Source organism: Patulibacter americanus DSM 16676 (assembly GCF_000420025.1).
In the GTDB taxonomy this organism is placed as follows: domain Bacteria; phylum Actinomycetota; class Thermoleophilia; order Solirubrobacterales; family Solirubrobacteraceae; genus Patulibacter; species Patulibacter americanus.
Window position 1 is genome coordinate 622,855 of sequence record NZ_ATUD01000001.1, and the last position, 25,651, is coordinate 648,505.

Genomic DNA, 25,651 nt, shown 5'->3' on the forward strand with positions numbered 1-25,651 from the left:
ACGTCCGGACAACATGAGTGTGGCGCCCCTCGCCGAGTCGGGCCTCCGCCGTCCGATACCACCGGCGCGCCACCCGCAACGCCCGCTTGCACGTGACGGTGCCGCTGGTGGCGACGACGAGCCGAACTCCCCCGATCTGCACCGTTGGGCACCTCCGACCCTTCGCCTCGGATGGTGTTGGGTGGACCCCCCAAGCCAGGCCGAGGATGAACAACAGGGCAATCGCACACAGACGCACGTCCATACCGTACAAGGCGTCCGTGCCGAGCCCCCGGATGAGCGCAGTTCCACCCTCGAAACGGGACCAACCGACGGTACGCCGCGCGCCCTCGGCCCCTCGCCAGCAATCCGTCGTCTCGGTCCCTCGCCGAGACGACGGATACCGTTCCCTAGAGCTGCCCGACCTTGAGCTTCACCCCCTGCTTCTTCACCTGGCGCATGAGCCGGTCGACCCAGTCGTGGCGGTCGTGGAAGTCGTCACCGCGCGCGTTCTTGATCGTGAACGTGACGAGCTTGTTCTTCTTGCCCGTCTGCTTGTAGGAGACCTTGGAGCGGAGGCTCTTGGGGAGCTTCGCCGCCTTCACGGCCTTCTTCAGCTTCGCGAGGTACTTCGGCGCGACGACGAGCTGGAAGTCGCGCGTCACGTCGTGCTGCTTCTTGCCACGGGACTGCTTCGGCTTCGGCAGTGCCGACTTCGGCACGTTCGGGGCCGCGGCCTGGACCGCCTGCTGCGTGACCGCGGCGGGCGCATCCTGCACCTCGGCCGCCGTGACCCGGCCGGCCGTCGCCGGCTCGGCCGGGAGCTCGGCCAGCGCCGACGGCGGGTAGAGCGCCGCGTTCAGCGCGAGCCGCTCGTCCTGGTCCTTCCAGGCCCGGAAGAACGGGTTGAACCCGAACACCGTGGAGTGGCCGGAGCCCAGCGTCGAGCTGACGACGGCGGGACGGCCGTCGAGCAGGCCTGGGCCCGTCGCGTTCACGGAGAGGCCGTACTTCTGGCCCTTCAGCGAGGCGTCGGAGTTGAGGTCGGTCGCGTAGGACACGGCCGCCTTCGACGCCGGGATGGTGCCGCCACTCGGCGTGGTGCCGCCGCCCGCGAGGGTCGCCGGGTCGAACAGCGGATCGCTGCTGGAGGAGCGGTAGATCCACCCGCCCTGGTCGAAGCCCCACGCCACCGGGTCGGTGGTGTCGAACGTGGCGTCGTACGTCGAGCCCGGCGTGCGCATCGTCGACGGGAGCGGGTTCGTGGCCAGCGACGTCAGGCCGGCGTTGCGCCCCGTGGTCGCCCCCGCCGCGCCGTAGCCGACGTAGTTGCCGCCGTCCGCGACGAACTGGCTGATGGCCTCGGCCGCGGGGCCGGAGATCGTCTGGCCCGCGTTGATGACCGCGGTGAAGCCCTGCGAGCGCAGCGCGCCGGCGGCGATCTCCGTCGACTTGATCGGGACGACCGTCGTCGCCGGCAGGTCGTCCTTCACCCGCAGGGTGAACAGCGCCTCGCAGAACGCCGACGAGCCCGCCTGGTTCGTCGTGGCGCAGTGCCCGTCGAGCGACGGGTTGCCGGTGTTGCCCCGGTAGAGCGGGTTCGGCGGGATGTCGGCGCCGCCGGTGTAGAGCCCGATCTTCGGGGCCGTCAACGGCTTGGACGCCACCGGGCGGTACGCGAGCGCCTGGACCGGGGTCTGCCGCTTCTTCGCCAGCGCGTTCAGGTCGACGCCCTTCGCCTGCAGCGACGCACCGTCGACGAGCGCCGCGCCCGTCTCGTAGTGCGTGCCGCCCGCGTCGAACGCGGAGGTGCCGCGCGAGACCGCGACGCCCTTGTCGAGCAGGTCGACGGTCAGCGCGAGCGCCTTGGCCGAGTCCGCGTCGAAGGCGTAGACCTTCGCGCCCGCCGCCGGGGCGCCGCCGAAGTCGGGCGTGCCGACCTGCGTCATGTCCGTCGGGACGGACGCCTGGTCCACGAGGAACCCGGAGCCCGCGAGACCGCGCTGCATGCCGTAGGACCAGGTCACGATGTCGTAGTAGAAGGGGTACGGGATGAACGGGTTCTCGCCCATCACGGCCTGGATCCAGTGCTTCATGCCCTGGGCCATCGGGATGTAGAGCGTGCCCGCCGGCAGGGTCGCGCTCCCTGCGTCCTTGCCGTACTCCTTGACGCCGCTGAGCGCCGTGTCCTTGTTGAGCCGGAAGACCTTGACGCCGACCTGCTGCATCTCGGTCAGGAGCTTCGCCACGTCACCGGCGTGCTCGCCGGGACGGAAGAAGTAGCCGCAGACGCGCTTGTCGGCCGGGATCGGCGTCAGCTCGTCGTGCAGCGGCGAGACGAGCTTGTTCGGCTGCAGCTCGCAGTTCTGGCCCTGTCGGACCGCGTCCTGCCACTGCTGCACCCACGCGCGGGTCGTGGAGATCTTGTCGTTGGCGATCGTGTTGATCGTCGTGTCGATCGCGAGGTAGTGGTCGTAGACCTGCTTGGAGTAGACCTCGGCGTTTCCCTTCTCGTAGGTCATGCCGGCCGCGCCCATGATCAGGGAGGGGACGGTGTCGCCGTACTCCGGCGAGAACATGTCGTACTGGCTGTAGTTCGCGTAGAGCGTCGAGGTGTCGTTGAACGCGCGCTGCAGCGACGGGCCGATCTTGTTCTGGATCGTGTCGAGCGAGAACTGCGAGATCTCGTGGTGGACCGGGTCCTCGTTCGGCGGGAAGAAGTACGACGAGCCGCCCTGCTGGTGGGCGTCGATGAAGTACAGCGCCGGGTACTCGTTCATCTTCGGGATGAACGCGCCGTTCTCGATGTAGTTCCGGGTGCCGAAGTCGCGGTTGGGGTCGAACGCGTAGGCCGTGGTGCGCGCGACCGCGTCGCGGCCGTCGGGGTTGCGGACGAGCTGGAGGAACAGGTCCATGTTCACCAGCCGCTTCACGTTGCCGCAGTCCGTGCGGGCCGCGAGCTCGTAGAGCTGGCGGGCGATGGACTCGCCGGCTGCGGACTCGTTGCCGTGCGGGGTGGCGGTGATCCAGCCGAAGGCCGGGCGCGTGATGGCGCCCTCGAGGCCCTCCTCCTCCGGGATGTCGCCCGCGCGCACGCCACGCCAGAAGGCTGCGTCTCCGCTGGGCCCGTCGAGGTTGCCGATGTTGATCGGCGTGCCGACGACGTAGAACGCGATGTCCTTGCCGAGCGAGCTCTTGCCGATCGGCTTCTTCACCACGCGCACCCGCGGGCTCGCCGCGGTCGCGCTCACGATGTAGTCCGCGTACTCGAGCAGGATGTCGCTCTTGTTGCGGCCGATGGGGTTGGCCGGGTCAGGCCCGACGCCGCCGGGGGTCGGGCCGCCGCCGGGCTGCCCGATCCCCTGGCCGAGCTTGCGCACGGCCTCCGGGTTGTGGTTGTCGGCGTAGTACTGGTCCCACGACTTGATGCCGGGGTCGTAGGTGACGCCGGCCGGGCAGCTCGGCGTCGTCTCGGCCGCAACGGACGTCGCGGGCAGCGCGGCCGCCCCCAGCACGGCGGTGGCGGCGAGCGCGAGGAGTCCCCGCGCGGCCTGGATGCGACGGGACATCAGGAGAACCTCCGGGAGCTGGATGCGGTCTTCAGCACGGCCGTGCCGCCGAAGCGGGCGCCGGCCGTGAACCGCTGCTTCGACCGCGAGGCGGTGACGGAGCGGGAGAACGTGCAGGCCTTCGAGACCTTGACCTGCTGGTTGAGGAGCGCCCGGCCGGAACGCTTGATGGTCACCGTGACGGTGCCACGGCAGCCCTGGGCCTTCGTGACGCCGGCCGGCAGCACGAGCGTGCCGCGGACCGTGCGCCGGACCTTGCCGCCCTTGACCGCCTTCCTCGCGACCGTGAGGCGGACCTTGGCCGCGAACTTCGCGACCGTGACCCTCGTGGACGCGACGGCCGTGGAGCCGTTCTGGTCGACGAGGGTCGCCGTGAGGGCCTGAGCGCCGACGTCGGCGCCGGTGGCCTTCACCGTGCAGACGAACGGTGCCTTCAGGTCGGCGCAGACGAGACGGTCGCCGAGGCGGACCTCGACGCGCCGCACGCCGGCGGGCGCATTGACGGCCAGGCGCACGGTGGCGGAGCCCTTGATCGTCACGGGCTTGGAGCTGAACGCGATCGTCGGCGCGACCGGAACCGGCGTGGTCGGGGGCGTCGGCGTGGTCGGGGTCGTCGGCGGCGCGCAGGCGACCGTCACGACGACCGCGTCGCTACGGGTGCTCTGGCCGAGCGAGTCGGTGGCGAGCGCCGAGAAGCTGCGCGTGCTGCCGCACTCGGCCGTGGCCGGGATCGCGACGGACTGCGCGTAGGCGGGCTTGGCGACGTCACCGAGGACGGTGCCGCCGTCGGAGAACCGCACGCGCTTGATGCCGAAGTCGTCCATGGCGGTGGCCGTCAGCTCGACGGTCCCGCCCGGGGCGACGGTCGACGAGCCGGCGGCGATCGTCACACCGGTCGGCGCCGCGTCGTCGATCGGCATGCCCGCGTCCGCGACGGCGAACTGGCCGCTGTCGGGATCGGACTGCACGCCGTTGCGGTACGGGAAGAAGTCGACGGCCGAGGAGGTCGTGCCCGCGCCGTCGGCGACGGCCGTGCCGTTGACCGGGTTCTCCGGCCAGATCGGGTTGTTCGTCGGCGAGACGAGCGGGCCCGGGTTGGCGTTGAGGTCGGACGGCGTCGCGATGCGCAGCCCCCACCAGTTGTTCTCGGCGCGGAAGACGTTGCCGACGCCCGTGTTGGCCGTCGTCCCGTCCGCGGCGACGTTGATCGCGCCGTAGGCGTTGTCGACGACGTTCGACCGGGTCAGCGACGTGTTGTACGTGCGCTCCAGGCCACTGGAGACCGGCGCCGTGGTCATGTACGCCCCGACGAGGCGGATGCCCGCACCGAGGGGGAGGTTCTGGTTGTTGGTGCCCGGCGTGGGCGATGCCCCGAGCGTCTCGCGCGTCGGGGCGCCGGTCCCGTTGACGAGGTTCTGCGAGATCTGGGAGTCCGCGATCTGGGCGCGGGCGCCGGCGGTCACGCGGATGCCGTCCTGACCGAACAGCGGCCCCGTCGTGACCGGCCCGACGACGGCGGCGGAGCAGTTGCCCGTGGCCGCGAAGTCGGCGCACTGCGTGCGGCCGACGACCTGCGAGGCGCTGATCTGGCCGCGGTTGATCGTGCCCGACGGCGTGAGCGGCGGGGCGTCGTTCGTCGCCCCGTCGATGAGGATGCCGTAGCGGTTGTACTTGTCGACGCGGGTGAGCTCGATCGCCAGGGTGCGCGTGCCGTCGCCCGGAGCGGTGCGCGCCGCCGAGGTCTGGACGATGCCCACGCCGGGCTGCGTGCCGCGGTAGCCGCCGGGCAGATCGAACGCCGACGCGCCCTCGGAGGTCACGGTGTTCGTCACGCGGCTGCGGGTGATGGAGCCCTTGCCGTCGAGGTAGACGATGCCGGCCTCGACCGCGACGGGCTTACGCTCCGGCGTGAAGCCGTCGACCGTGACGCCGCTGATGTCGACCGTGATCGGCCGGGTCGGCCCGCCGACGACCGCGACGATGTCGCCGACGCCGTTGCGCAGGTCGGGCGTGGCCTCCATGATCCGGCCGCCCACGGGCGACGAGGCCCTCGGCGAGATCGACACGAGGTCGGCCCCGGCGCCCTTCAGCGTCAGGCTCTTCGTGATCGTCAGCGCGTTCGTGCCGACCTGGCCCGTCCCCTCGGCGTAGGCGCCCGCGCAGACGGTGACCGTGTCGCCGGGGGCCGCGGCGTCGACCGCGGCCTGGATGGACGTGTAGGGGGCGGCGGGGCAGTCCGCGCCGTCGTCGTCGACCGCGAGCGTCGCCGCTCCCGCCGACGCCGTGAAGGCGAGGCTCCCCATGACCGCCACCAGTGCGACGCTGGGCCGCACGACGTGATTGCTCAAGGCGTGTTCCTGTCGAAGGACTTCGAGATGCCCGCACGAGCCGTGGCCCCCACGTCGGAGCCGCCGGGTCGCCCGGGGTGCTGCGGGTGCGTCGCGGGCAACGTGATCCGGCGCACAGCGAACCTAAACCGCAGATGAGCGCCCGTCCACCCCCCGGCCGTACAAGCCTTGCGGGTCCCCGAAGACCGTCTGTACAACCAGCCCTTCGGTGTACGCCGTCCGGGGCACCTGGGGGCGTCCCGCGTGCCCCGCGAGACGCCGCCGCGCGCGGGGGACCGCTCCCGGGTGCGACGGCCGGTGGACGGCCGCGGACCGCGTCCCCGACGCCGCCCGACCCGGGGGTTGTCGGGGCCCCGGGGCGGGAGTATCTTGGCCGGGGAACCCGCCCGGTCTGCGGCGTCCGCAGCGGCGCCGCCCTCTCCGCAAGGAGCCCCCGCATGACCCCGCCTTCACGGCCGACCCGCGCCCCCGGGTCGACGCCGCGCCCCCGTCCCCGCCGGTGGGGCCTGCCCGCCGCCCTGATCGTCGGCGTCGTCTGCGCGGCCCCGGCCCCGGCCGCCGCGGCACCGGCGGTGAAGGTGTCGATGACGCCGGTCGCGAAGCCCCTGTCGACGAGCCCCTCGAAGGCGACGGTCACGGTCCGCAACGCGACGAAGCGCCGGCTCACGGGCCTGACGCTGTCGGTGCGGCCCCCGAAGGGCGTGGTCGTGACCGTGGTCGGCGCCAAGCGCGGCACGACGACGCGCGCGATGAAGGCGCTGAAGGCCCGCGGGAGCGCGCGGGTCGCCGTGCGGCTGCGCCGGACGGCGACCGGCCCGACCGCCGGCCGGGTGACCGTAAAGGTCACCCGCAAGGGCAAGGCCGTGGGCACGGGCCGCCTCGCCTTCGGGCCGACGCCGAAGCCGACGCCCAAGCCCGTGCCCAAGCCGGCCCCGCCGCCCGCGCCGGCCCCGCCGCCGCTCACGGGGCGCCACTTCTGGACCGCGACCCTCGGTCCTGGCCTCACCACGGAGCGCCACAGCCTCTACTTCACTGGCCCCGACCTGGTGCACGTCGAGGCCACGGGGAGCGCCTGGCCCACGTGTACCCCGGCGGATCCGGCGTGCCGGGCCTACGCCTACGACCCCTCCGCGGGGAGGCTGGAGATCAACGGGATGCCCGCGACCCTCGAGGGTCGGGCGCTCGTGCTCGACGGCGTCACCCACCTCGAGCTCGGTGCCCCGCCAGCGGGCACGCGCTGGGACACGGAGGTCACCCACGCGAGCTCCACCGGCCTCTGCCCGTCGCTCTACTGCAACACCTACCGAGAAGACCTGACGTTCCGGCCCGACGGGACGTTCATCCGCGGCGCCGTCTCGTCCGGCACCGGCGGGGGTGGCGACTGGGCGGTGGTCCCGGACGACAGCAAGGGCACGTACGAGGTGCGTGCGGACCGCACTCTGCGCCTGGCGTTCGCCGACGGCACGGAGCGCATCGAGACCGTCGGGCAGTACATGAACGACGACGGCACCCTGCAGCCGGTCGGCGAGGGGCTGGTCCTCGGCGGCGACGGCTACTTCGACCTCCCGGACTGACGGCGTCGCGTCCGGGCCGCCCGGCCCGGACGCGACGCCCCCCTACGCCGGCAGCTCCGTCGGCAGGCCGAAGCGCGGGAACAGCGCCGGCGTGACGAGGCCCATGATCTCGACGATGCGGTCGCCGTCGAGCGTCAGGACCTGGAGCACCGAGCGCGCGCAGCGTCGCCTGCTGCCTGTGCTCCGGCCGCAGGCCGTCGAGCGCGCTCACGCCGCCACGCTCCCGGGAGCCCCGGCGGCCGTTCCCGGGCTCGCCGCTTCCCACACCCGCCGACCGGGCACAGGGGCACGCATGGCCCCCCAGGACCCGACCAGCCCGCCCGAGCGCCCGGAGGACCGCGTCATCGTGGTCTTCGGTGCCACGGGCGACCTCGCCAAGCGCAAGCTCTACCCCGGCTTCTTCCACCTGATGCTCGCGGGCCTGATGCCGGAGGACTTCCGCATCATCGGCTCCGGCCGCCACTCCCCCGGCTCGGACGACGAGTTCCGGGACAAGGTGAAGGAGGCGCTCCAGGAGTTCGGGCGCAAGGAGCTCGACGACGAGCACTGGGAGACGTTCTCCCAGCGCCTCTCCTTCGTCGTCTCCTCCGACGAGGACGGCGACGACCTGGCCGAGGCGGTGCGCCAGGCCGAGGACGAGATGAGCGCCGGCGGGCAGCGGCTGGTCTACCTCTCCGTCCCGCCGCAGGCGATGCAGCCGATGGTCGGCATGCTCGGGAAGACCGGGATCGCGGAGAACGCGGCCCTGGTCGTGGAGAAGCCGTTCGGCACCGACGTCGACACCGCGAAGGAGCTCAACGACGCGCTCCACGACGTCCTCGACGAGGAGCAGATCTTCCGCATCGACCACTTCCTCGGCAAGGAGGCGGCGCAGAACATCCTCGCGTTCCGGTTCGCCAACGGGTTGTTCGAGCCGATCTGGAACCGGGACCACATCGCCTACGTCCAGATCGACGTCCCGGAGGAGCTGACGATCGAGGGTCGCGCCGGCTTCTACGAGTCCACGGGCGCGTTCCGCGACATGATCGTCACCCACCTGCTGCAGCTGTTGGGCTTCGTGGCGCTCGAGCCGCCCGTCCGGCTCGAGGCCGACGCCCTGCACGCCGAGCGGGCGAAGCTCTTCGAGGCCGTCCGCCCCCTCGACCCGGAGCAGGTCGTCTTCGGCCAGTACGAGGGCTACCGCGACGAGGAGGACGTCGACGACGAGTCGAAGGTCGAGACGTTCGTGGCGCTCGAGGTCCACGTCGACACCTGGCGCTGGACCGGCGTCCCGTTCTACCTGCGCACCGGCAAGGCGATGGCGGCGACGGGCCGCAAGGTGACGATCGGGTTCCGCGAGCCGCCGCTGCGCATGTTCCCCCTGCACGACGACGGCGAGGGCTCGGCCGCCGAGCAGCGCCCGAACGAGATCGTCTTCGACCTCTCGGAGGACCCGAAGATCGCCATCGACCTGCTCGCGAAGGTCCCCGGCCCGGTGCTCGAGCTCGGCCGGGCGTCGCTGAACCTCGACATCGAGCAGGCGTTCGCGGGCGCGGACGGCCTCGAGGCGTACGAGCGGCTGCTCCACGACGTGATGCAGGGCGACCACACGCTGTTCACGCGCTCCGAGGAGATCGAGCGGCTGTGGGAGGTCTGCCAGCCGGTGCTCGAGGCGCCGCCCGAGGCCCAGCCGTACGCCCAGGGCACGTGGGGTCCCGACGCCGCGCTCGAGCTGCCCGGCCCGCGGGGCTGGCGTCTGCCGGAATCCGACGCGTGAGCCCGGCACCTGACGCCCCGGCCCGGGCCGAGGATCCGGCGAGCCACGAGGACCCCGTCCCGCACGAGGACCCCGACGGCCCCACCGCCCCGCCGCTGGAGATCGCCCAGCACGGGCTGATCGGCGACCTGCGCACCGCCGCGCTCGTCGGCACGGACGGCACGATCGACTGGTTCTGCGCGGGGCGGTTCGACGCGCCGAGCGTGTTCGGGGCGCTGCTGCACCCCGAGGACGGCGGGTCGTGGGCGCTCACGCCGACGTGCACGGTGTCGGGAACGAACCAGTTCTACTTCCCGGACTCCAACGTCCTGATCACCCGCTTCCTGACGGAGCACGGGGTCGTCGAGATCCAGGACTTCATGCCGCTGCACCGCTCGACGGGCGGCGGGGGATCGGCCGACGCGGACGACCTCGGGCACCGCGTCGAGCACCGCCAGCGGATCGTGCGGCGCGTCGTCTGCGTCCGCGGCTCGATGGACCTGGAGACCACGGTGGCGCCGCGCTTCGACTACGCGCGCGGCGAGCACGAGGTTCGCGAGGACGAGCACGGCGCGCGCTTCTGCGGCCCGGGGCTCGACCTCGCGCTGGGGTCGAGCGTGCCGCTGGAGCTCGGCGAGCGCGACGCCACCGGCACGTTCTCGCTGCAGGAGGGCGAGGAGGCGACGTTCGTCCTGCACGTCGTGCGGCCCGACGAGGAGTCCGACGCCCACCGTCCCGAGGGCGCGCAGCCCCTGTTCGCGCACACCGTGGACTACTGGCGCGACTGGCTCGCCAGCTCGACGTACACGGGGCGCTGGCGCGAGATGATCCACCGCTCGGCGCTGACGCTGAAGCTGCTGACCTACGAGCCGACGGGCGCGATCATCGCGGCCCCCACCACGAGCCTGCCCGAGGAGCTCGGCGGTGAGCGCAACTGGGACTACCGCTACGTGTGGATGCGCGACGCCGCGTTCACGATCTACGCGCTGATCCGCCTGGGGTTCACCGCGGAGGCCGACGCGTTCATGGGCTGGCTCACCGACCGCTTCCGCGCGTCGGACGAGGCCGACGACGACGCGGACTCCGGCCCGCTGCAGACGATGTACCGGATCGACGGCGACAAGGCGATGGCCGAGGAGTCCCTCGACCACCTCGCGGGCTACGCCGGCTCGCAGCCGGTCCGGATCGGCAACGGTGCGGCCACCCAGCTGCAGCTCGACGTCTACGGCGAGCTCATCGACTCCGTCTACCTGTTCGACAAGTACGGGACCCCCGTCTCGTGGGAGACGTGGCAGGACCTGACGCGCGTGGTCGAGTGGCTGTGCGAGCACTGGGACCAGCCCGACGAGGGCATCTGGGAGACCCGCGGCGGCCGTCAGGATCACGTGTTCTCCCGGCTCATGTGCTGGGTGGCGATCGAGCGGATGGTGCGGATGGCGCGCCGCCGCGGCCTGCCCGCCGACCTGACGCGCTGGACGTCGGTGCGCGACGACATCTACCGCCAGATCATGGAGCGCGGCTGGAGCGACGAGCGCGGGGCGTTCGTGCAGCACTACGCCGACGGGGTCCTCGACGCCTCGGTGCTGCTCATGCCGATGGTCAAGTTCTGCTCGCCGAAGGACCCGCGGTTCCTCTCGACGCTCGAGGCGATCGAGGAGCACCTCGTCTCGGACAGCCTCGTGCATCGCTACGACCCGGAGGCCTCGCCGGACGGCGCGCAGGGCGGCGAGGGCACGTTCTCGATCTGCTCCTTCTGGTACGTCGAGGCGCTCACGCGCGCCGGCCGCCTGGAGGACGCGCGCCTGGCGCTCGAGAAGATGTTCACGTACGCCAACCACCTCGGCCTGTACGCCGAGCAGATCAGCCTGACGGGCCAGCAGCTGGGCAACTTCCCCCAGGCGTTCACCCACTTCTCGCTGATCAGCGCGGCCTACAACCTGGACCGCGCGCTGGGGTAGGGCGGCGCCGCGGGGCCCGCCACGGGTGGCGCGCCGCGGCGCCGGCGCGGCCCCGACGACACGGTGCGGCGGCCCTAGGCTCGGGGGCATGCAGGGATCCCCCGACCTGAAGCCGCCCGCCCCCGTCCCGCCCGGCCACGTGCCGCCCGCCCTCGGGTTGAGCGGCGACGACGCCATCGCCCTCGGCCGGCTCTCGCAGGAGCTGGCGACGGCCTGGCGGGGGTTCCGGACCGCACGGCCCGACCAGCCGCCGATCGACGACGCGCTGCGGGGGCTGCTCGCCGAGGGGCTGCCGGCGCACGGCATGCCGCTGGCCACCGCGGTCGACGACGCGATGCACGTGCTGGACAGCAGCATCGCGCAGGCCCGCCCCCGGTACTTCGGGTTCGTCGGTGGGTCGGGGCTCGAGACCGGGGTGCTCGCCGACGCCCTCGTGTCGTCCTTCGACATCAACCTGGCGGCCTGGTCGGCGGCCGCGAGCGAGATCGAGCGGCAGACCGTCGCGTGGCTCGCGTCCTTCGTGGGGTTCCCCGCCGTCGACGGGCACTTCACCAGCGGCGGGACCGTCTCGAACCTGACCGCGCTCTCCGCCGCCCGCCAGCGGCTCCTGCCCGACGTGCGCACGTCGGGGCTCGCCGGCCGCCGGGTCGGCGTCTACTGCTCCGTCGAAACCCACGCCTCGGTGGTGCGTGCCGTCGAGCTGCTCGGGATCGGCAGCGACGCGGTGCGGGCGCTCCCCCTGCGGTCCGACCGCGGCGTCGACCCCGGGGCGGTGGCCGACGCGATCGACGCCGACCGGGCCGCGGGCGTTCTGCCGATGGCGGTCGTCGCCACCGCCGGCACGACGCTGACGGGCGCCGTCGACCCGCTCGACGCCCTCGCCGGCGTGTGCGCCGAGCGCGGGGTCTGGCTCCACGTGGACGGCGCGTACGGCGCGCCGGCCGCGGCGACCGCCACCGCGGCGCCGCTCTTCCGCGGGCTGGCACGGGCGGACTCGCTGTCGGTCGACGCCCACAAGTGGCTGTTCCTCCCCAAGGCGTGCGGCGCGGTGCTCGTGCGCGACCCGGACGTCCTGCGCGCCACCTTCGCCCACGACAAGTCGTACATGCTCGAGGAGGAGGAGCACCCCAACGCCGTGGACCGCACGCTGGAGTACTCCCGGCCGTTCCGGGCGCTGAAGCTGTGGCTCGCCCTGCGCGTGCACGGGGCCGACGCCTTCCGCGGGGCGATCGAGCGCAACCTCGCCCAGGCCCGCCTGCTGCACGGGCTCGTCGACGCCCACCCGCGGCTGCGCCCGCTCTGCGGTCCGCCCCCGCTCTCCGTCGTTCCGTTCCAGCACGTGCCGGACGACCCGACGACCGACATCGACGACCACAACGCGCGCATCGTGCGCCGCCTGCAGGAGGACGGCCGCGTCTGGGTCGCCTCGGCCGTGGTCGACGGCCGCACCGCCATCCGCCCGTGTTTCGTGAACTTCCGCACCACGGACGACGACGTGCGGGCGATCGTCGACGAGGTCTGCCGCGTCGCGGAGTGACGGGCGGGTGGCCGGGCGCGCGCGGCCCGTCTCACGTGGCCCGGCGCGCGTGGCTCCGCCCGGGTGCCAGCCGGCGTGCCTCGGCCCTCAGGCCCCGAGCAGCTCGAGCAGCGCGGGGCCGTGCTTCTCGACGAACGACGGCCCGATGCCCTTGATCGCCAACAGCTCGTCCGGGGTGGAGGGCTTGCGGCGGACGACCTCGCGGAGCGCCGCGTCGGTCGCGACGGTGTAGGCGGGCTTGCCGTCCGCGCGCTCGCGGCGCCACGCCTTCAGGGGCGCGAGCTCGTCGTCGGAGACGGGCGGGCCGTCCTCGACCGGGGCGGCACCCGAGCGGCGCGAGCGGCCCTTGACCTCGATGGGCGGCAGCCAGTCGATCGGGTCGTGCACGTCGCAGCAGCGGCCGAGGGGCGCGCCCTCCTCCGGGTCGCCGAAGTGGTCGAGCAGCTGGCGGCGGCGGCAGAGCTGGTTGTCGCCCGCCGCGTACTTCTCGATGGAGCGGTACGCCTGCCAGCGGCGGTCCGTCGCCGCCCGGCACATCTGGGCGACGCGCCCGTGGTCGAGCCGCCCCGGGAGCACGCGCACGCGCAGCCGGCCGCCCCCGCCCGGAGCCAGCGCCACGGCGCCGGCTCGCTCGGCGATGGCCAGGGCGATCCGGTCGTGGTCCTGCCCCGCGTCGGCCTCGACCTCGCCGTCCTGTCCCGCCTGCGCCTGCAGCCGGCCCACGAGGGCGCCTACCTGCTCCACGGTGACCTCGGCCTCGCGGATGAACCGCACCAGCCGTCCGAGGTCGGAGCGGGACGCAAGCAGCACCGCGCGGCTCAGCGCGCCGTCGCGGCCGGCGCGGCCGGCCTCCTGGTAGTAGGCCTCGAGCGAGCCGGGGAGCGCCCAGTGCCAGACGGAGCGCACGTCGGCCTTGTCGACGCCCATGCCGAACGCGTTCGTCGCCACGACGACGTCGGCGTCGCCGCGCATGAACGCGTCCTGGCGGCTCGCGCGCACGTCGGCGGACATGCCCGCGTGGTACCCGACGGCCGTGACGCCGGAGGCGACGAGGAGGTCCGTGACCTCCTCCGTGCTCTTGCGGGTGCCGCAGTAGACGACGGCGGGACGGTTCTCGGGGTCACCCAGGCCGGCGACGAGCGTGGCCCGCTTGCGGGCGACGGAGCCCTCGCCGTCGAAGGGCAGCACGTCGAAGGAGAGGTTGGGCCGGTCGAAACCGGAGCGCACGCGGGTGGCCTCGCGCAGCTCGAGGCGCGAGACGATCTCGTCGGCGACCTTCGGCGTCGCCGTCGCGGTGCAGGCCATGACCGGCGGGTGGCCGAGCTCGGCGATGACGGAGGAGAGCCGCAGGTAGTCCGGGCGGAAGTCGTGGCCCCACTCGCTCACGCAGTGCGCCTCGTCGACCACGAAGAGCGCGATCGCGCGGGTACGCAGCGCGGCGCGGAACGCGCCGGACGCGAACCGCTCCGGGGCCGCGAAGCAGACCTTCGCGGTGCCGTCCCGTATCTCGTCGAGCGCCTGACGGTTGCTCGCGCCGTCGCCCCCCGAAGCCAGCATGACCGCGGGATGGCCCAGGTCGGTGAGCCGCCCGCACTGGTCGCGCATGAGGGCGATGAGCGGCGAGACGACCACGGTCAGGTCGTCGCCCGCGAGCGCCGGCAGCTGGTAGCAGAGGCTCTTGCCGCCCCCCGTCGGCATGACGACCAGCGAGTCGCGCCCCTGCAGCGCCGCCTCGACGGCCTCGCGCTGGCCCGGGCGGAACGCCTCGAGACCGAGGAGGTGCAGCAGCGAGTCGGGATCGACGTCGTCGAGCGGCCGGCGCTCCGGGGCCGGCCCGGCCGGGGTCGCCGGGGCGTGCTCGGCCACCGGGTCGAACGTGCCGCCGCCCGACGGGCCGGCCCACTCCCCCGAGTCGCCGCCGTCGAAGCCCGAGCCAGAGGGATCGCCGGCGTCGCCCTCGAGCGACGCGAGGTAGGCGAGGTACTCGTCCTCCTCGCCCGGGGACGTCGTGCCGGCGTCGGGCGGGAACGCGTCGGCGACGGACGCGGACGGGGCGGCAGCGGCCGACGACGGTGCCGCCAGGGGCGGGGCCGGGGTCGCAGCCGGAGCCGGTGCCGGTGCGGCCGGGGCCGGGGCGTCGGCCGCCGCAGGCAGATCGAAGAGCGAGGGCCGGGCCGCGGCCTCGGCGGCCGCCACGCGCGCCGCCGCGAGCTTCGCCACCGGTGTCAGGGCCTCGCGCTCCTCGGGCAGGAGCGCCTTCCAGCCCGCCCGCACCGCGTCGAGCGCTGCTCGGGCTCCGGGGGCCCCGGGATCGGCGAGGACGGCGGCCAGCCGGAGGAGCGCGTCGTGCACCCCTGGAACGTAACCGGCCCGCCCGCGGGACCCGGCGCCGACGGCACAACGTCACGCCCCCGCGACGCGCTCGTCACCCTTCGACGCGGCCCCGGCACGCGTTCGGCGCGGGCCCGCGGGCACCGTTCCGCCCACGCAGGCCGGGGCCTCGGCCTCAGGCGGCGGTCACCGTGGGCCGCAGCGTCCCCACCCGCCGGGGCTCCTCGTCCGTCGTCGACCGCGGCCAGCGGGCGGCGCGCACGCCGTTGGCGATCACGAGCACCTCGGCGAGCTCGTGGATCGACACGACGGCGGCCAGGCCCAGGACCCCGGTCGCCGCGAGGGGCACGAGGATCACGAGGATCGCGCCCGAGAGCGCGAGGTTCTGGCGCATGATCCGGTTGGCCCGCCGGGCGTGCCCGATCGTGCGCGGGAGCGCGCGCAGGTCGTCGCCGAGGAGCGCGACGTCCGCGGTCTCGATCGCGACGTCGCTGCCCATGGCGCCCATCGCGATCCCGACGTCGGCGCTCGCCAGCGCCGGGGCGTCGTTGATGCCGTCGCCGACCATCGCGACCGTGCCGCGTCCCTCCCGGCGCAGCCGCTCGACGATCCGCGACTTGTCCTCGGGCCGCAGGTCCGCGTGGACGTCGGCGATGCCCGCGCCGTCGGCCATCGCGCGGGCCGTCCGGGCGTTGTCGCCGGTGAGCATCGCCACGCGCCGTACGCCGTGGGCTCCGAGCTGGGCGACCACCGCGGGCGACTCGTCGCGCAGCTCGTCACGGACGGCGATCGCCCCGACGACCTCCCCCGCGTGCTCGACGAGCACCACGGTCGCACCCCCCTCCTGGAGGGCCGCGACCTGCGGCGCCCAGGGCCCCGGGTCGACGAACCCGGGGCGTCCCAGCCGCACGGCCGCGCCCCGGACGGCGCCGACCAGCCCGTCGCCGGGGATCGCCTGCACGTCGTCGGCGGCCGCCGGGTCGGGCGACGCCGCCAGGATGGCCTGCGCCAGGGGGTGCTCGCTGCGGATCTCGAGCGCAGCGGCCAGCGACAGGACTTCGGCCCGGTCGTGGTGCTCGCCGTGGAGCACGTCGATCACGCAGGGCTCGTTGCGGGTGAGCGTGCCGGTCTTGTCGAGCGCGACCGTCCGGACGTCGCCGAGCGCCTCGAGCGCCGCACCCCCCTTGATGAGGACGCCCGCGCGGGTGGCGGCCCCGATCGCCGCGACGACGGTGACGGGGACGGCGATCGCGAACGCGCAGGGCGCCGCGGCCACGAGCACGACGAGCGCGCGTCCGATCCACTCCGCGGGGTCGCCGGAGACCGCGCTGCCCACGACGGCGATGAGGAACGCCACCACGAGGACCCCGGGCACCAGCGGCCGCGCCACGCGGGCCGCGAGCCGCTGCCCGGAGCCCTTGCGCTCCTGGGCCTGCTCGACGATCTGGACGATCCGGGCGAGGGAGTTGTCCTCCGCGGTCGCCGTCACCTCGACCTCGAGCGCGCCCCCGCCGTTGATCGCGCCGGCGAAGACCTCGTCGCCCGGCCCGAGCTCCACCGGCACCGACTCCCCGGTGATCGCCGCGAGGTCCAGCGCGGAGCGGCCACGGGCGATCGTCCCGTCCGTCGCCAGCCGCTCACCCGGGCGCACGACGAGCACGTCCCCGCGGCGCAGCTCGGCCGGCGCGACCTCGAACTCCAGGCCGCCACGCTGCACCCGGGCGCTGTCCGGGACGAGGTCCAGGAGCGCGCGGAGGCTGCGCTGCGTGCGCGTGACGGCGTAGCGCTCGAGCGCCTCGCTGATGGCGAAGAGGAACGCCAGCGTGGCCGCCTCGGCGACCTCGCCCAGCGCGATCGCCCCGGCGCCGGCGACCATCATCAGCGTCCCGACCGACAGCCGGCCGGCCAGGAGCCCCCGCAGTGCTCCCGGGACGAAGGTCGCCCCACCGGCGACGATGGCCACTCCCTGCAGGGCGAGCGACACGCCTCCCGGTGCCCCGAAGGCGCTCAGGAGCAGCGAGAGCGCCAACGCGACGCCCGCGACGGCGGCGAGCTGGATCTCGCGGACGTCGCGCAGCCGCGTCGAACCCTCGGGGTCGAGCGGCGGGATCTCGCACCCGCACGCGTCGTAGAGGACCGGACGCGAGGCCTTCGCGGCGCGGGCGCTGGGGACCTCGCGGGCGCCGGGGGCGCAGCACGTGTCGGGGACGGCCTGGGTCGGGGCGCAGCACACGTCGGCGACGGCGGGGGCGCAACACGCGGCGGCCGTGGCCGGGGTCGGCGCGCAGCACGCGTCGTCCGTGGCCGCCGCGCCGCAACCGCAGGCCGACGCCGAACCGGCCGGGCCGCAACCGCACCCGTCGGCTGGATCGATCGCGAGCGGCAGCTCGAACCGCGCGGACTCGCGCCCGGGGCTCATGCGGGCACCGCGACGTCCAGGGCGGTGAGGGCCGCGAGCAGGGACGTGCCGTCCGGCGTCAGGCGGTACATGACCATGCGGCCGTCGCGGCGGCTGGACACCAGACCCGCCGCGCGCAGCTTGCGGACGTGGTGGGAGACGGCCTTCTCCGGCCGCTCGACGACCCAGGAGAGGTCGCAGACGCAGAGCTCGGCGCCGTCGCGCAGCGCGAGCGCGATCACCAGGCGCGTCGGGTCGGCGAGCCCGGCCGCCCGCTCGGCACCGCGCTCGGCCACCTCGTCCGTCGGCCGCGCGCGGCGCAGCGCCTCGGCGCGCGGCAGGTCGAGGCAGAGGAGGTCGCACGCAGCGTCGTCGGCCATCCCGACAATCTAACGACCGTGCGGATGTTCGCAAGATGACGACGTTGGGACTCATTCCCGTATAGCCTCGGAGCCCATGACGACCCTTGAGCCCGAACTCGCGAAGGTCCCGGTGACGGTCCTCACCGGCTTCCTCGGCTCCGGCAAGACGACCCTGCTCAACCGGATCCTGACGGAGCAGCACGGTCTCAAGATCGCCGTGATCGAGAACGAGTACGGCGAGATCAGCATCGACCACGACCTCGTCGTCGAGACGGACGAGGAGGTCTTCGAGATGAACAACGGCTGCATCTGCTGCTCCGTCCGGGGCGACCTGATCCGGATCCTCGGGCAGATCCTGCGGCGCAAGCAGCGGTTCGACCACATCCTCATCGAGACGACCGGCCTCGCCGACCCGGGTCCGGTCATCCAGACGTTCTTCATGGACCAGGAGCTCGCCGGACAGCTCCAGCTCGACGGCGTCGTCACGGTCGTCGACGCCAAGCACGTCGGGCTGCACCTGGGCGAGGCACCCGAGGTGCAGGAGCAGATCGCGTTCGCCGACGTGATCGTCCTGAACAAGACCGACCTCGTCGACGAGGCCGACCTCGACGCCCTCGAGGGCCGCATCGGCGGGCTCAACGCCGTCGCGACGGTGCACCGCGCCCAGAACGCGGAGATCCCGATCGCGGAGGTCCTGGGCATCGGCGGCTACGACCTGCAGCGCCACGACGCCCTCGTCGACCGGCCGCTCGTGCCCGCGCCGACCGGCGAGCTCCCGATGGCCTCCCCCGCCCGCCACGACGACGCCGTCGGCTCCGTCGGGATCGCCACGGACGGCGAGCTCGACGCGGAGCGCTTCCACGAGTGGCTCTCGACCCTGCTGCAGGAGCAGGGGGAGGACATCTTCCGCTCGAAGGGCATCGTCAACCTGCAGGGCGAGGAGGACCCCTGGGTCTTCCAGGGCGTCCACATGCTCCTCAGCGGCGAGCACGGCCGGCCGTGGGGCGCCGCGCCGCCGACGAACCGCCTGGTGTTCATCGGCCGCAACCTCGACCGCGCGGGTCTCGAGGCCGGGTTCCGCACGTGCCTGGCGTGAGCGTGCAGCCCGACGAGGTGACGGTGCGCGCCGTCGCCTCCACCGACCTCGACGACTGGGTCGGCGCCGTGGCGTGGGATCCCACCGGGTCCGTCGTCGCGGGCGCGTGCGCGGACGGCCGGGTCGTGACCCTCGCCGCGGCCGACGGCGCCGTCCGCGAGGTCGGGCGGCACAGCGAGCCGGCCACGCACGTCGCGTGGTCGCCGGACGGCGTCCTCGCGTCGACCGGCCAGGACGGCGTGGTCCTCCTGGGCGACGCGGGACGGGTCGTGCTCGAGGGCCGGGGCTGGCCTCAGGCCCTCGCCTGGCGTCCCGACGGCCGGCGCCTGGCGGTCGCTCGCGGCCGCCAGGTGCACCTGCTCGACCAGGACGGCGCGACGGTCGGGACGTCGAAGCCGTTCCCGGCGACGGTCTCGTCGCTGGCGTGGAGCACCCGCGGCGGACGCCTGGCCGCCGGGACCTACGGGGGTGTCCGGATGCTGCAGGGCGACGGTCTGCGCACCGACCGCTGGCTGCGCTGGGAGGGCTCCGTCCTGGCGGTGGCCGTCAGCCCGGACGGCCGACGGCTGGCCCACGGCAACCAGGACGACTCCGTGCTCTTCTGGGACCTCGGCGGCCGCAACCAGCTCGAGATGCAGGGCTACGAGACGAAGGTGCAGGAGCTCTCGTGGCGCGCCGACGGCCGGCTCCTGGCCACGGGCGGTGGTCAGGCCGTCACGGTCTGGGACTTCGCCGGCCGCGGCCCGGCCGGATCGCGCCCGCTCGAGCTCGACCACCACGAGCAGCCCGTGAGCTGGGTGGGCTTCGCCCCGACCGGCGACCTGCTGGCCACCGTCGCCTTCGACGGCCGGCTGGTGCTGTGGCGCCCGCCGCACGACCGACCCGTGGCCGGGGTGGAGATCGAGGACGCCCTCACCTGCGGCGCGTGGTCGCCCGACGGCCGCCGGCTGGCGGTCGGCGGGACCGACGGCACGCTCGCGGTGGTCGAGCTGGCCTGACGGGCCGGGCGGCCCGGTGGGACGGGTGGACGCCCGTCCCCCGTGCAGTTCGGCCCCGACGCGCTGCGTCAGCCGGCGGCGCGGGCCTCGGCGAGCAGCTCCTCCGAGACGTCCCACAGGCGCCGGGCGTCGTCCGGGTCCAGCGCGTGGGGCATCACGCCGTGGACGCCGGCGATCCGCGCGACGACCGGGGCCTCGTTGCAGTCCTCGAAGTAGCGCCCGCCGACGCCCGCCACCAGCGGGGAGACCGCCAGGAAGACGGACGTCGCCGCGCCCTGCTCCGGGCTCTTCATGCGGAACATCCCGGCCTCCTCGGCGCCGCGCGCCTGCTCCTCGGCCGCGCGGCGCTTCTCCGGGCTCCAGTGGCGCTGGAGCGGCGTCCAGATCCCGCCCGGCATGAGCGCGTTGGCGGTGATGCCGTCGGCGGCCCACCGCCGCGTCGCCTCGACCGCGAAGAGGCTGTTGGCGGTCTTGGACTGGCCGTAGGCGAGGCCCGGGTCGTACGGGCGCCGCGCGAAGAAGAGGTCGTCGAAGACCACCGGAGACGACGCGTGACCGCTGGAGGAGACGGAGACGATGCGGGCGTCGCCGGCCTCCCTCAGCGCGTCGTGGAGGCCGACGGCGAGCGCGAAGTGGCCCATGTGGTTCGTGCCGAACTGGGTCTCCCAGCCCTGCTTCGTCGTCCCGTGGGGCGTGTCCATCACACCCGCGTTGTTCACGAGGATGTGGAGCGGCCCCGTCCATGCGGCGACGAACGCGTCGATCGTCGACAGGTCGGCGAGGTCGACCCGACCCACGGTGACGTCGTCCCGGCCGGTCGTCCGGGCGATGTCGGCCGCCGCGGCCTCCCCCGCCTCGAGGTTGCGGACGGCGATGGTCACCGCGGCCCCGGCGCACGCGAGGGCCCGGGCGGTCTCGATGCCGATGCCCGAGGCGCCGCCCGTGACGATCGCTCGCCGGCCGGCCAGGTCGACGCCCTGCACCACCTCGGCCGCGGTGGTCGTGTCGTCGTACGGGGTCTTGATCATGGGACCAGCCTAACAAACTAGATAGTTAGTCTCTAGTGTCGTCCGGGTGAGAGACGGGCAGCGCAGCAAGGAACGCCTCCTCGAGGCCGCGACGGCGGAGTTCGCCGCGCACGGGATCGCAGGCGCCCGCGTGGACCGGATCGCGGCGGCCGCCGGCGTCAACAAGGCGCAGATGTACGGCTGGTTCGGCTCGAAGGACGGGCTCTTCGACGCCGTCCTCGCCGGGCAGCTGCACCGCATCGTCGACATCGTCCCGTTCACCGCCGACGACCTGCCGGGCTACGCCGTGGCCCTGTACGACTCGTACCTGCGCGAGCCCGAGCTCGTGCGGCTGGCGAGCTGGTACCGGCTCGAGCGGGTCCCGTCGGGCACGCTGCTGGCCGCCCATCCGGGGCACGCCGACCCGAAGCACGAGGCGATCCGGGCCGCCCAGGCCGCGGGCCGCATCGTCGACGACATCCCCCCGGACGAGGTCTACGCGCTGGTCATCGCGATGGCCGGGACGTGGTCGCCGATCAGCGCGACGTTCGCCGCCACCGCGGGCGACGACCCCGCCGGCCACGAGCGCCGGCGCGCGGCGCTGCGCGGGGTCGTGCGGCGCGCGCTCGTGCCGTAGGAGACGGCGGCCGCCGCTCAGGCGCGGTCGCGGCTCGGCGAGGCCGGGGACGGCCCGCCCGCCTCGGCGCCCGCCTCGGGCTCGGCCTGCGCCGCCGGGTCGTGGCGGTCGCGACCGTAGAGGTACCAGTACGTCCCGGCCACGAAGACGGCGCCGCCGACGAGGTTGCCGAGCAGCGCGAAGACGAAGTTGTGCAGCGCGTCGCCCCAGCCGATGTCGGGCACGCCGGCGAAGATCGCGGCGGGGAGGAAGAACATGTTGGCCACGACGTGGTCGAAGCCCATGGCGACGAAGCCCATGATCGGGAAGAAGATCGCCAGGATCTTGCCCCCGACGTCCTCGGCGGCGAACGCCATCCAGATCGCCAGGCACACGAGCCAGTTGCAGCCCACGGCGCGCAGGAAGATCTGGGCCGAGTCCTCCGTCACCCCCTTGCCGGTGGCGATCGTCCCCAGCCTCGCCAGGGGGAGCTCCGCGGTGAGGATCCCCGTCTTCACGGAGAGGAAGTACGCGACGAAGATCGAGCCGAGGAAATTGCCGATCAGCACCATGCTGAAGTTCCGCGCCACCCCCGGCAGGCGGATCTTCCGCTCGTAGAGCGCGAGCGGGAGCAGCGCCATGTTGCCCGTGAGCAGCTCGGCGCCGGCGATCACGACGAGCACCAGGCCGAGGGTGAAGACGGTGCCGGTGAAGAACGTCGGCAGGGTGCCCCACGTCTGCGGGTCCAGGCCCGCCGAGACCGTGATCGCCAGGAGCCCGGCGAACGCGATGTAGGCGCCGCCGAGGAAGCCGGAGACGAGCGCCTTGTCCCACGGGAGCGCCGCCTTCTCCGTGCCGCGCGCGGCGGCGATCGCCGCGATCTCCTTCGGGGTCTTCGCCGCCATGGTCTCCGTGCGTACCCCGCCCATGGGGGCCGGAACCCCGGCGTCGCGTTGCTGGCGCCTCGCCGCCCGTGCCGCGGTGGCGCGCCGCGGCCCACCGTGCACCTGCACCGGCCCGGCACCCGCTGGCCGGCGCCGCCGGAGCGCCGCGACGCAAGGCCCCCAGGCCGACCGCGTACCGTGGGGCCCATGGAGAAGCGCACGCTGGGCCGCACGGGACGCGACGTCGGGGTGGTGGGCCTCGGGGCCTGGCAGCTCGGTGCGGACTGGGGCGACGTGGAGGAGTCCGACGCGATCGCCGTGCTCGAGACGGCGCTGGAGTCGGGCGTCACGTTCATCGACACCGCCGACGCGTACGGCGACGGCCGCTCCGAGCGGATCATCGGCCGGCTGCTGAAGGAGCACCCGGACGCCGGCGTCACGGTCGCGACGAAGATGGGCCGCCGCGTCGAGCAGGTCCCGGAGAACTACAGCCGCGAGAACTTCCGCGCCTGGACGGACCGCTCGCGCCGCAACCTCGGCGTCGACACGCTCGACCTCGTCCAGCTCCACTGCCCGCCCACCCCGGTCTACGAGCAGGACGACGTCTTCGACGCGCTCGACGGCCTGGTCGAGGACGGCCGCATCGCGGCCTACGGCGTGTCCGTCGAGACGGTCGCCGAGGCGCTGCGCGCGATCGAGCGGCCGAACGTCGCGACGGTGCAGATCATCGTGAACTGCTTCCGTCAGAAGCCGCTGGGGCAGGTGCTCCCGGCCGCGCGCAAGGCGGGCGTGGGCATCATCGCCCGTGTCCCCCTCGCCTCGGGGCTGCTCTCGGGCAAGTACGACGAGCACACGACCTTCGGCGAGGACGACCACCGCAACTACAACCGCACGGGAGGGGCGTTCGACGTCGGCGAGACGTTCGCCGGCGTGCCCTTCGAGGTCGGCCTGCAGGCCGTGGCCGAGCTGAAGGGCCTGCTGCGCCCGGACGAGGCGATGGCCGGCTTCGCGATCCGCTGGATCGTCGACCAGCCCGGCGTGAGCGTCGTCATCCCCGGCGCCCGCAACCCCGAGCAGGCACGCTCGAACGCCGCGGCGGCGACCGCACCCCCGCTCACGGACGAGCAGCTCGCCGGCGTGCGCGAGGTCTACGACCGCCTGGTGCGGCCGCACGTGCACGACCGCTGGTAGGGGGCGCGGCCGGACGCCGGTCGATCCCGACCGCGCGGCGGACCGGCTAGCCCCCGAGCGGGGAGCGCGGGATCCGCGTCTCGCCCGCCAGCCGGCCGATGCGCAGCCCGACCTGATCGACGAAGCACCAGGACCAGTCCTCGCCCGGCTCGATCGAGCGGATGATGGGGTGCTCCGTGGCGCGCCCGTGGGCGGTCGCGTGGCGCATCGGCGAGTCGTCGCAGCAGCCGACGTGCCCACACTCCAGGCACAGGCGCAGGTGCAGCCACGGGGTGCCCTCGCGCAGGCAGTCCTCGCAGCCGGCGACGGACTCGGGCAGGTGGTCGAGGTGGACGTGGTCCAGGTGGGTGCAGGCGGTGGACATGGGAGCTCCGGTTCTTGGGACAGGGGTGCGGGCCGGCTCAGTCGCCGTGGGGCAGGCTGAGCCGGACGACGAACGTGGTGCCCGTCGGTGGCTCGACGGAGGAGCGGACGGAGAGCGAGCCGCCGTGGCGGTCGGCGACGATCCGGCGGACGGTGGCCAGGCCGAGGCCGGTGCCCTCGCCGACCTCCTTCGTGGTGAAGAAGGCGTCGAAGATCCGGTCCCGGATCGCGGGCGGGATGCCCGGGCCGTCGTCCTCGATCTCGACCACGGCGCAGGAGTCCTCGCGGCGGGTGCGGACCGTGATCGTGCCGATCGACCCGCCGGCCTTCGCGGTCGAGGCGGCGACGGCGAGCGACGCCTTCAGCCCCTTCACGCCCTCGGCCTTCTCCTGCGCGTGCGCCTCGACCAGCGCCTGGATCGCGTTGTGCAGCAGGTTCGTCCAGACCTGGTTCATCTCCGATCCGTGGATCGTGAGGTGGGGCAGGGTGCGGTCGTAGTCGCGGACGACCGTGATGCCCTTGCCCTTGAGCTTGTGGGCGAGGACGGCGAGCGTCGTCTCGAGCCCCTCGTGGATGTCGACCTCGACGAGGTCACCCCGGTCGAGGTAGGCGTAGGACTTGACGGAGCCGACGAGGGACGACATCCGCCGCGTGGACTCCTGCAGCTCGGCCACCAGCCCGCGGGCCGACACGGACGCCGCGACCCAGCGCAGCGCCGCGTCCACGGCCGGGCCCGCCAGGTCGGCGACGCGGCGCACCCACGCCTCGTCGACGCCCGCGGAGGCCAGCTCCTCGGCCAGCGTCCACGCCTCGGCCACGCCCAGGTCGTCGAGCAGGTCCTGCAGCTCGTCGGCGGCGTCGGCGGCGTCGAGGCCCTGCAGCGCGGTGCGGCCCTCGGCCCGCTCGGTCGCCTCGCGGTGCAGCGCCACGAGGCCCGCGGCCTGCTCGCGCTCGACGCCGGAGTCGACGAACGCCGAGAACGTCGCCGTGATCGTGTCGAGCACGTCGGCGAGCTGCGCCGCGGTGCTCTGGGCGGCCGCCGCCGGATTGTTGAGCTCGTGGGCGAGCCCCGCGGCCATCGTGCCGAGCGAGGCCAGCCGCTCGCGGTCCTGCTCGATCTGGGTGATTCGCGCGGTCACCGGCATCACCTGCTGCATGACGCGCCGGTGGACCTCGGGGTGGCGGAACGCGAGCTTGAGGAACTTCTCGCCGTGGATCAGCGCGATCCGGCAGTCGCTGTCGGCGACCATCCGCACGCCGGAGGGCGCGTCGGAGAGCACGGCGATCGCGCCCATCCAGGTCGGCGCGCGGCTCCGGCCCACGGCCTCGGAGCGCTCGCCGTCGACGAGGAACGCCTGGGTGGTGCCGCGCAGCAGCAGCTGCACGCCGATCGGCACGCCCTCGGGCTCCGCGAGCCGCTCCCCGGCCGCGACGTGGCGGACCTTCGCCACCGCCAGGAACTCGCCGAGCTGCTCGTCGTCGAGGTCGTCGAAGAGGTCGATGCCGCGCAGCTCCTCGAGCGTCACCGGCGGCACCGGGCCGTTCGTGTCTCCCGGCATCGTCCACTTGGGCGCACTGGTGTCGGGCGCGGCGGGCTTGCCCGCGGGCACCGGGCCGTCACTCGCCCCGTCCGGCTCCGGAGGGGCGACCGGCTCGTCGGGGACCCGGATACGGCCCCCGTAGGCGGACATGCGCTCGACCATGG

General features: G+C 73.8%; 17 protein-coding genes. 8 read left to right on the forward strand and 9 right to left on the reverse strand.

Annotated elements, in window-relative coordinates; genetic code table 11:
• Positions 1-389: 389 nt before the first annotated feature.
• Both F593_RS0103045 and F593_RS0103050 read right to left on the reverse strand, forming a co-directional pair.
• Entirely contained in the window at positions 390-3,548 is a 3,159-nt protein-coding gene (locus F593_RS0103045; protein ID WP_022927289.1) for a M14 family zinc carboxypeptidase, read from the reverse strand.
• Positions 3,548-5,896 (reverse strand): Ig-like domain-containing protein, encoded by a 2,349-nt coding sequence (locus tag F593_RS0103050; RefSeq protein ID WP_157251510.1) that lies wholly within the window; start codon positions 5,894-5,896, stop codon positions 3,548-3,550. Before F593_RS0103050 ends, F593_RS0103045 begins: the two co-directional genes overlap by 1 nt.
• A 437-nt stretch (positions 5,897-6,333) precedes the next feature.
• Here F593_RS0103050 and F593_RS0103055 point away from each other — a divergent pair, with 437 nt between their 5' ends.
• The 4 genes from F593_RS0103055 to F593_RS22060 all read left to right on the forward strand — a co-directional run bounded on the left by F593_RS0103055 (position 6,334) and on the right by F593_RS22060 (position 12,700).
• Entirely contained in the window at positions 6,334-7,470 is a 1,137-nt protein-coding gene (locus F593_RS0103055) for a hypothetical protein (RefSeq protein ID WP_022927291.1), read from the forward strand.
• Between the two features lie 292 nt (positions 7,471-7,762).
• The gene (gene zwf / locus F593_RS0103065; RefSeq protein ID WP_022927293.1) at positions 7,763-9,226 is read left to right on the forward strand and encodes a glucose-6-phosphate dehydrogenase; all 1,464 of its coding nucleotides are present in this window, start codon (positions 7,763-7,765) and stop codon (positions 9,224-9,226) included.
• Positions 9,223-11,163 (forward strand): glycoside hydrolase family 15 protein, encoded by a 1,941-nt coding sequence (locus F593_RS0103070; protein ID WP_022927294.1) that lies wholly within the window; start codon positions 9,223-9,225, stop codon positions 11,161-11,163. Before zwf ends, F593_RS0103070 begins: the two co-directional genes overlap by 4 nt.
• A gap of 88 nt (positions 11,164-11,251) precedes the next feature.
• The gene (locus F593_RS22060; protein ID WP_022927295.1) at positions 11,252-12,700 is read left to right on the forward strand and encodes a pyridoxal phosphate-dependent decarboxylase family protein; all 1,449 of its coding nucleotides are present in this window, start codon (positions 11,252-11,254) and stop codon (positions 12,698-12,700) included.
• Between the two features lie 87 nt (positions 12,701-12,787).
• Here F593_RS22060 and F593_RS22065 read toward each other — a convergent pair whose 3' ends face one another.
• The 3 genes from F593_RS22065 to F593_RS0103090 all read right to left on the reverse strand — a co-directional run bounded on the left by F593_RS22065 (position 12,788) and on the right by F593_RS0103090 (position 17,809).
• The gene (locus F593_RS22065) at positions 12,788-15,052 is read right to left on the reverse strand and encodes a RecQ family ATP-dependent DNA helicase (protein ID WP_022927296.1); all 2,265 of its coding nucleotides are present in this window, start codon (positions 15,050-15,052) and stop codon (positions 12,788-12,790) included.
• Between the two features lie 154 nt (positions 15,053-15,206).
• Positions 15,207-17,450 (reverse strand): heavy metal translocating P-type ATPase, encoded by a 2,244-nt coding sequence (locus F593_RS22075; RefSeq protein ID WP_022927297.1) that lies wholly within the window; start codon positions 17,448-17,450, stop codon positions 15,207-15,209.
• A complete protein-coding gene (locus tag F593_RS0103090; protein WP_022927298.1) occupies positions 17,447-17,809 on the reverse strand; it encodes an ArsR/SmtB family transcription factor in 363 nt (120 codons plus the stop codon). The genes F593_RS22075 and F593_RS0103090 overlap by 4 nt, the downstream gene beginning before the upstream one ends.
• 76 nt (positions 17,810-17,885) lie before the next feature.
• Between F593_RS0103090 and F593_RS0103095 the strand changes: the two genes are divergently transcribed.
• Together F593_RS0103095 and F593_RS22080 are read left to right on the forward strand one after the other, a co-directional pair.
• Complete coding sequence (locus tag F593_RS0103095; protein WP_022927299.1) at positions 17,886-18,887, forward strand: CobW family GTP-binding protein; 1,002 nt, start codon at positions 17,886-17,888, stop codon at positions 18,885-18,887.
• Positions 18,884-19,885 (forward strand): WD40 repeat domain-containing protein, encoded by a 1,002-nt coding sequence (locus tag F593_RS22080; protein WP_022927300.1) that lies wholly within the window; start codon positions 18,884-18,886, stop codon positions 19,883-19,885. The genes F593_RS0103095 and F593_RS22080 overlap by 4 nt, the downstream gene beginning before the upstream one ends.
• Positions 19,886-19,953: 68 nt before the next feature.
• Here the strand turns inward: F593_RS22080 and F593_RS0103105 are convergent, their stop codons facing one another.
• A complete protein-coding gene (locus tag F593_RS0103105; RefSeq protein WP_022927301.1) occupies positions 19,954-20,913 on the reverse strand; it encodes an SDR family NAD(P)-dependent oxidoreductase in 960 nt (319 codons plus the stop codon).
• A gap of 46 nt (positions 20,914-20,959) precedes the next feature.
• Between F593_RS0103105 and F593_RS0103110 the strand changes: the two genes are divergently transcribed.
• Positions 20,960-21,529, forward strand: a complete 570-nt coding sequence (locus F593_RS0103110; protein ID WP_022927302.1) for a TetR/AcrR family transcriptional regulator — start codon at positions 20,960-20,962, stop codon at positions 21,527-21,529.
• 17 nt (positions 21,530-21,546) lie between these two features.
• Here the strand turns inward: F593_RS0103110 and F593_RS0103115 are convergent, their stop codons facing one another.
• Complete coding sequence (locus tag F593_RS0103115; RefSeq protein WP_022927303.1) at positions 21,547-22,413, reverse strand: formate/nitrite transporter family protein; 867 nt, start codon at positions 22,411-22,413, stop codon at positions 21,547-21,549.
• A gap of 186 nt (positions 22,414-22,599) precedes the next feature.
• Here F593_RS0103115 and F593_RS0103120 point away from each other — a divergent pair, with 186 nt between their 5' ends.
• Entirely contained in the window at positions 22,600-23,583 is a 984-nt protein-coding gene (locus tag F593_RS0103120) for an aldo/keto reductase (RefSeq protein WP_022927304.1), read from the forward strand.
• A gap of 46 nt (positions 23,584-23,629) precedes the next feature.
• On the opposite strand, the gene F593_RS0103125 is transcribed toward F593_RS0103120, so the two are convergent.
• Together F593_RS0103125 and F593_RS22085 are read right to left on the reverse strand one after the other, a co-directional pair.
• On the reverse strand, positions 23,630-23,947 hold the full coding sequence (locus F593_RS0103125; RefSeq protein ID WP_022927305.1) for a UBP-type zinc finger domain-containing protein: 318 nt from the start codon (positions 23,945-23,947) through the stop codon (positions 23,630-23,632).
• Between the two features lie 37 nt (positions 23,948-23,984).
• Complete coding sequence (locus tag F593_RS22085) at positions 23,985-25,649, reverse strand: sensor histidine kinase (protein ID WP_022927306.1); 1,665 nt, start codon at positions 25,647-25,649, stop codon at positions 23,985-23,987.
• Positions 25,650-25,651: the final 2 nt, after the last annotated feature.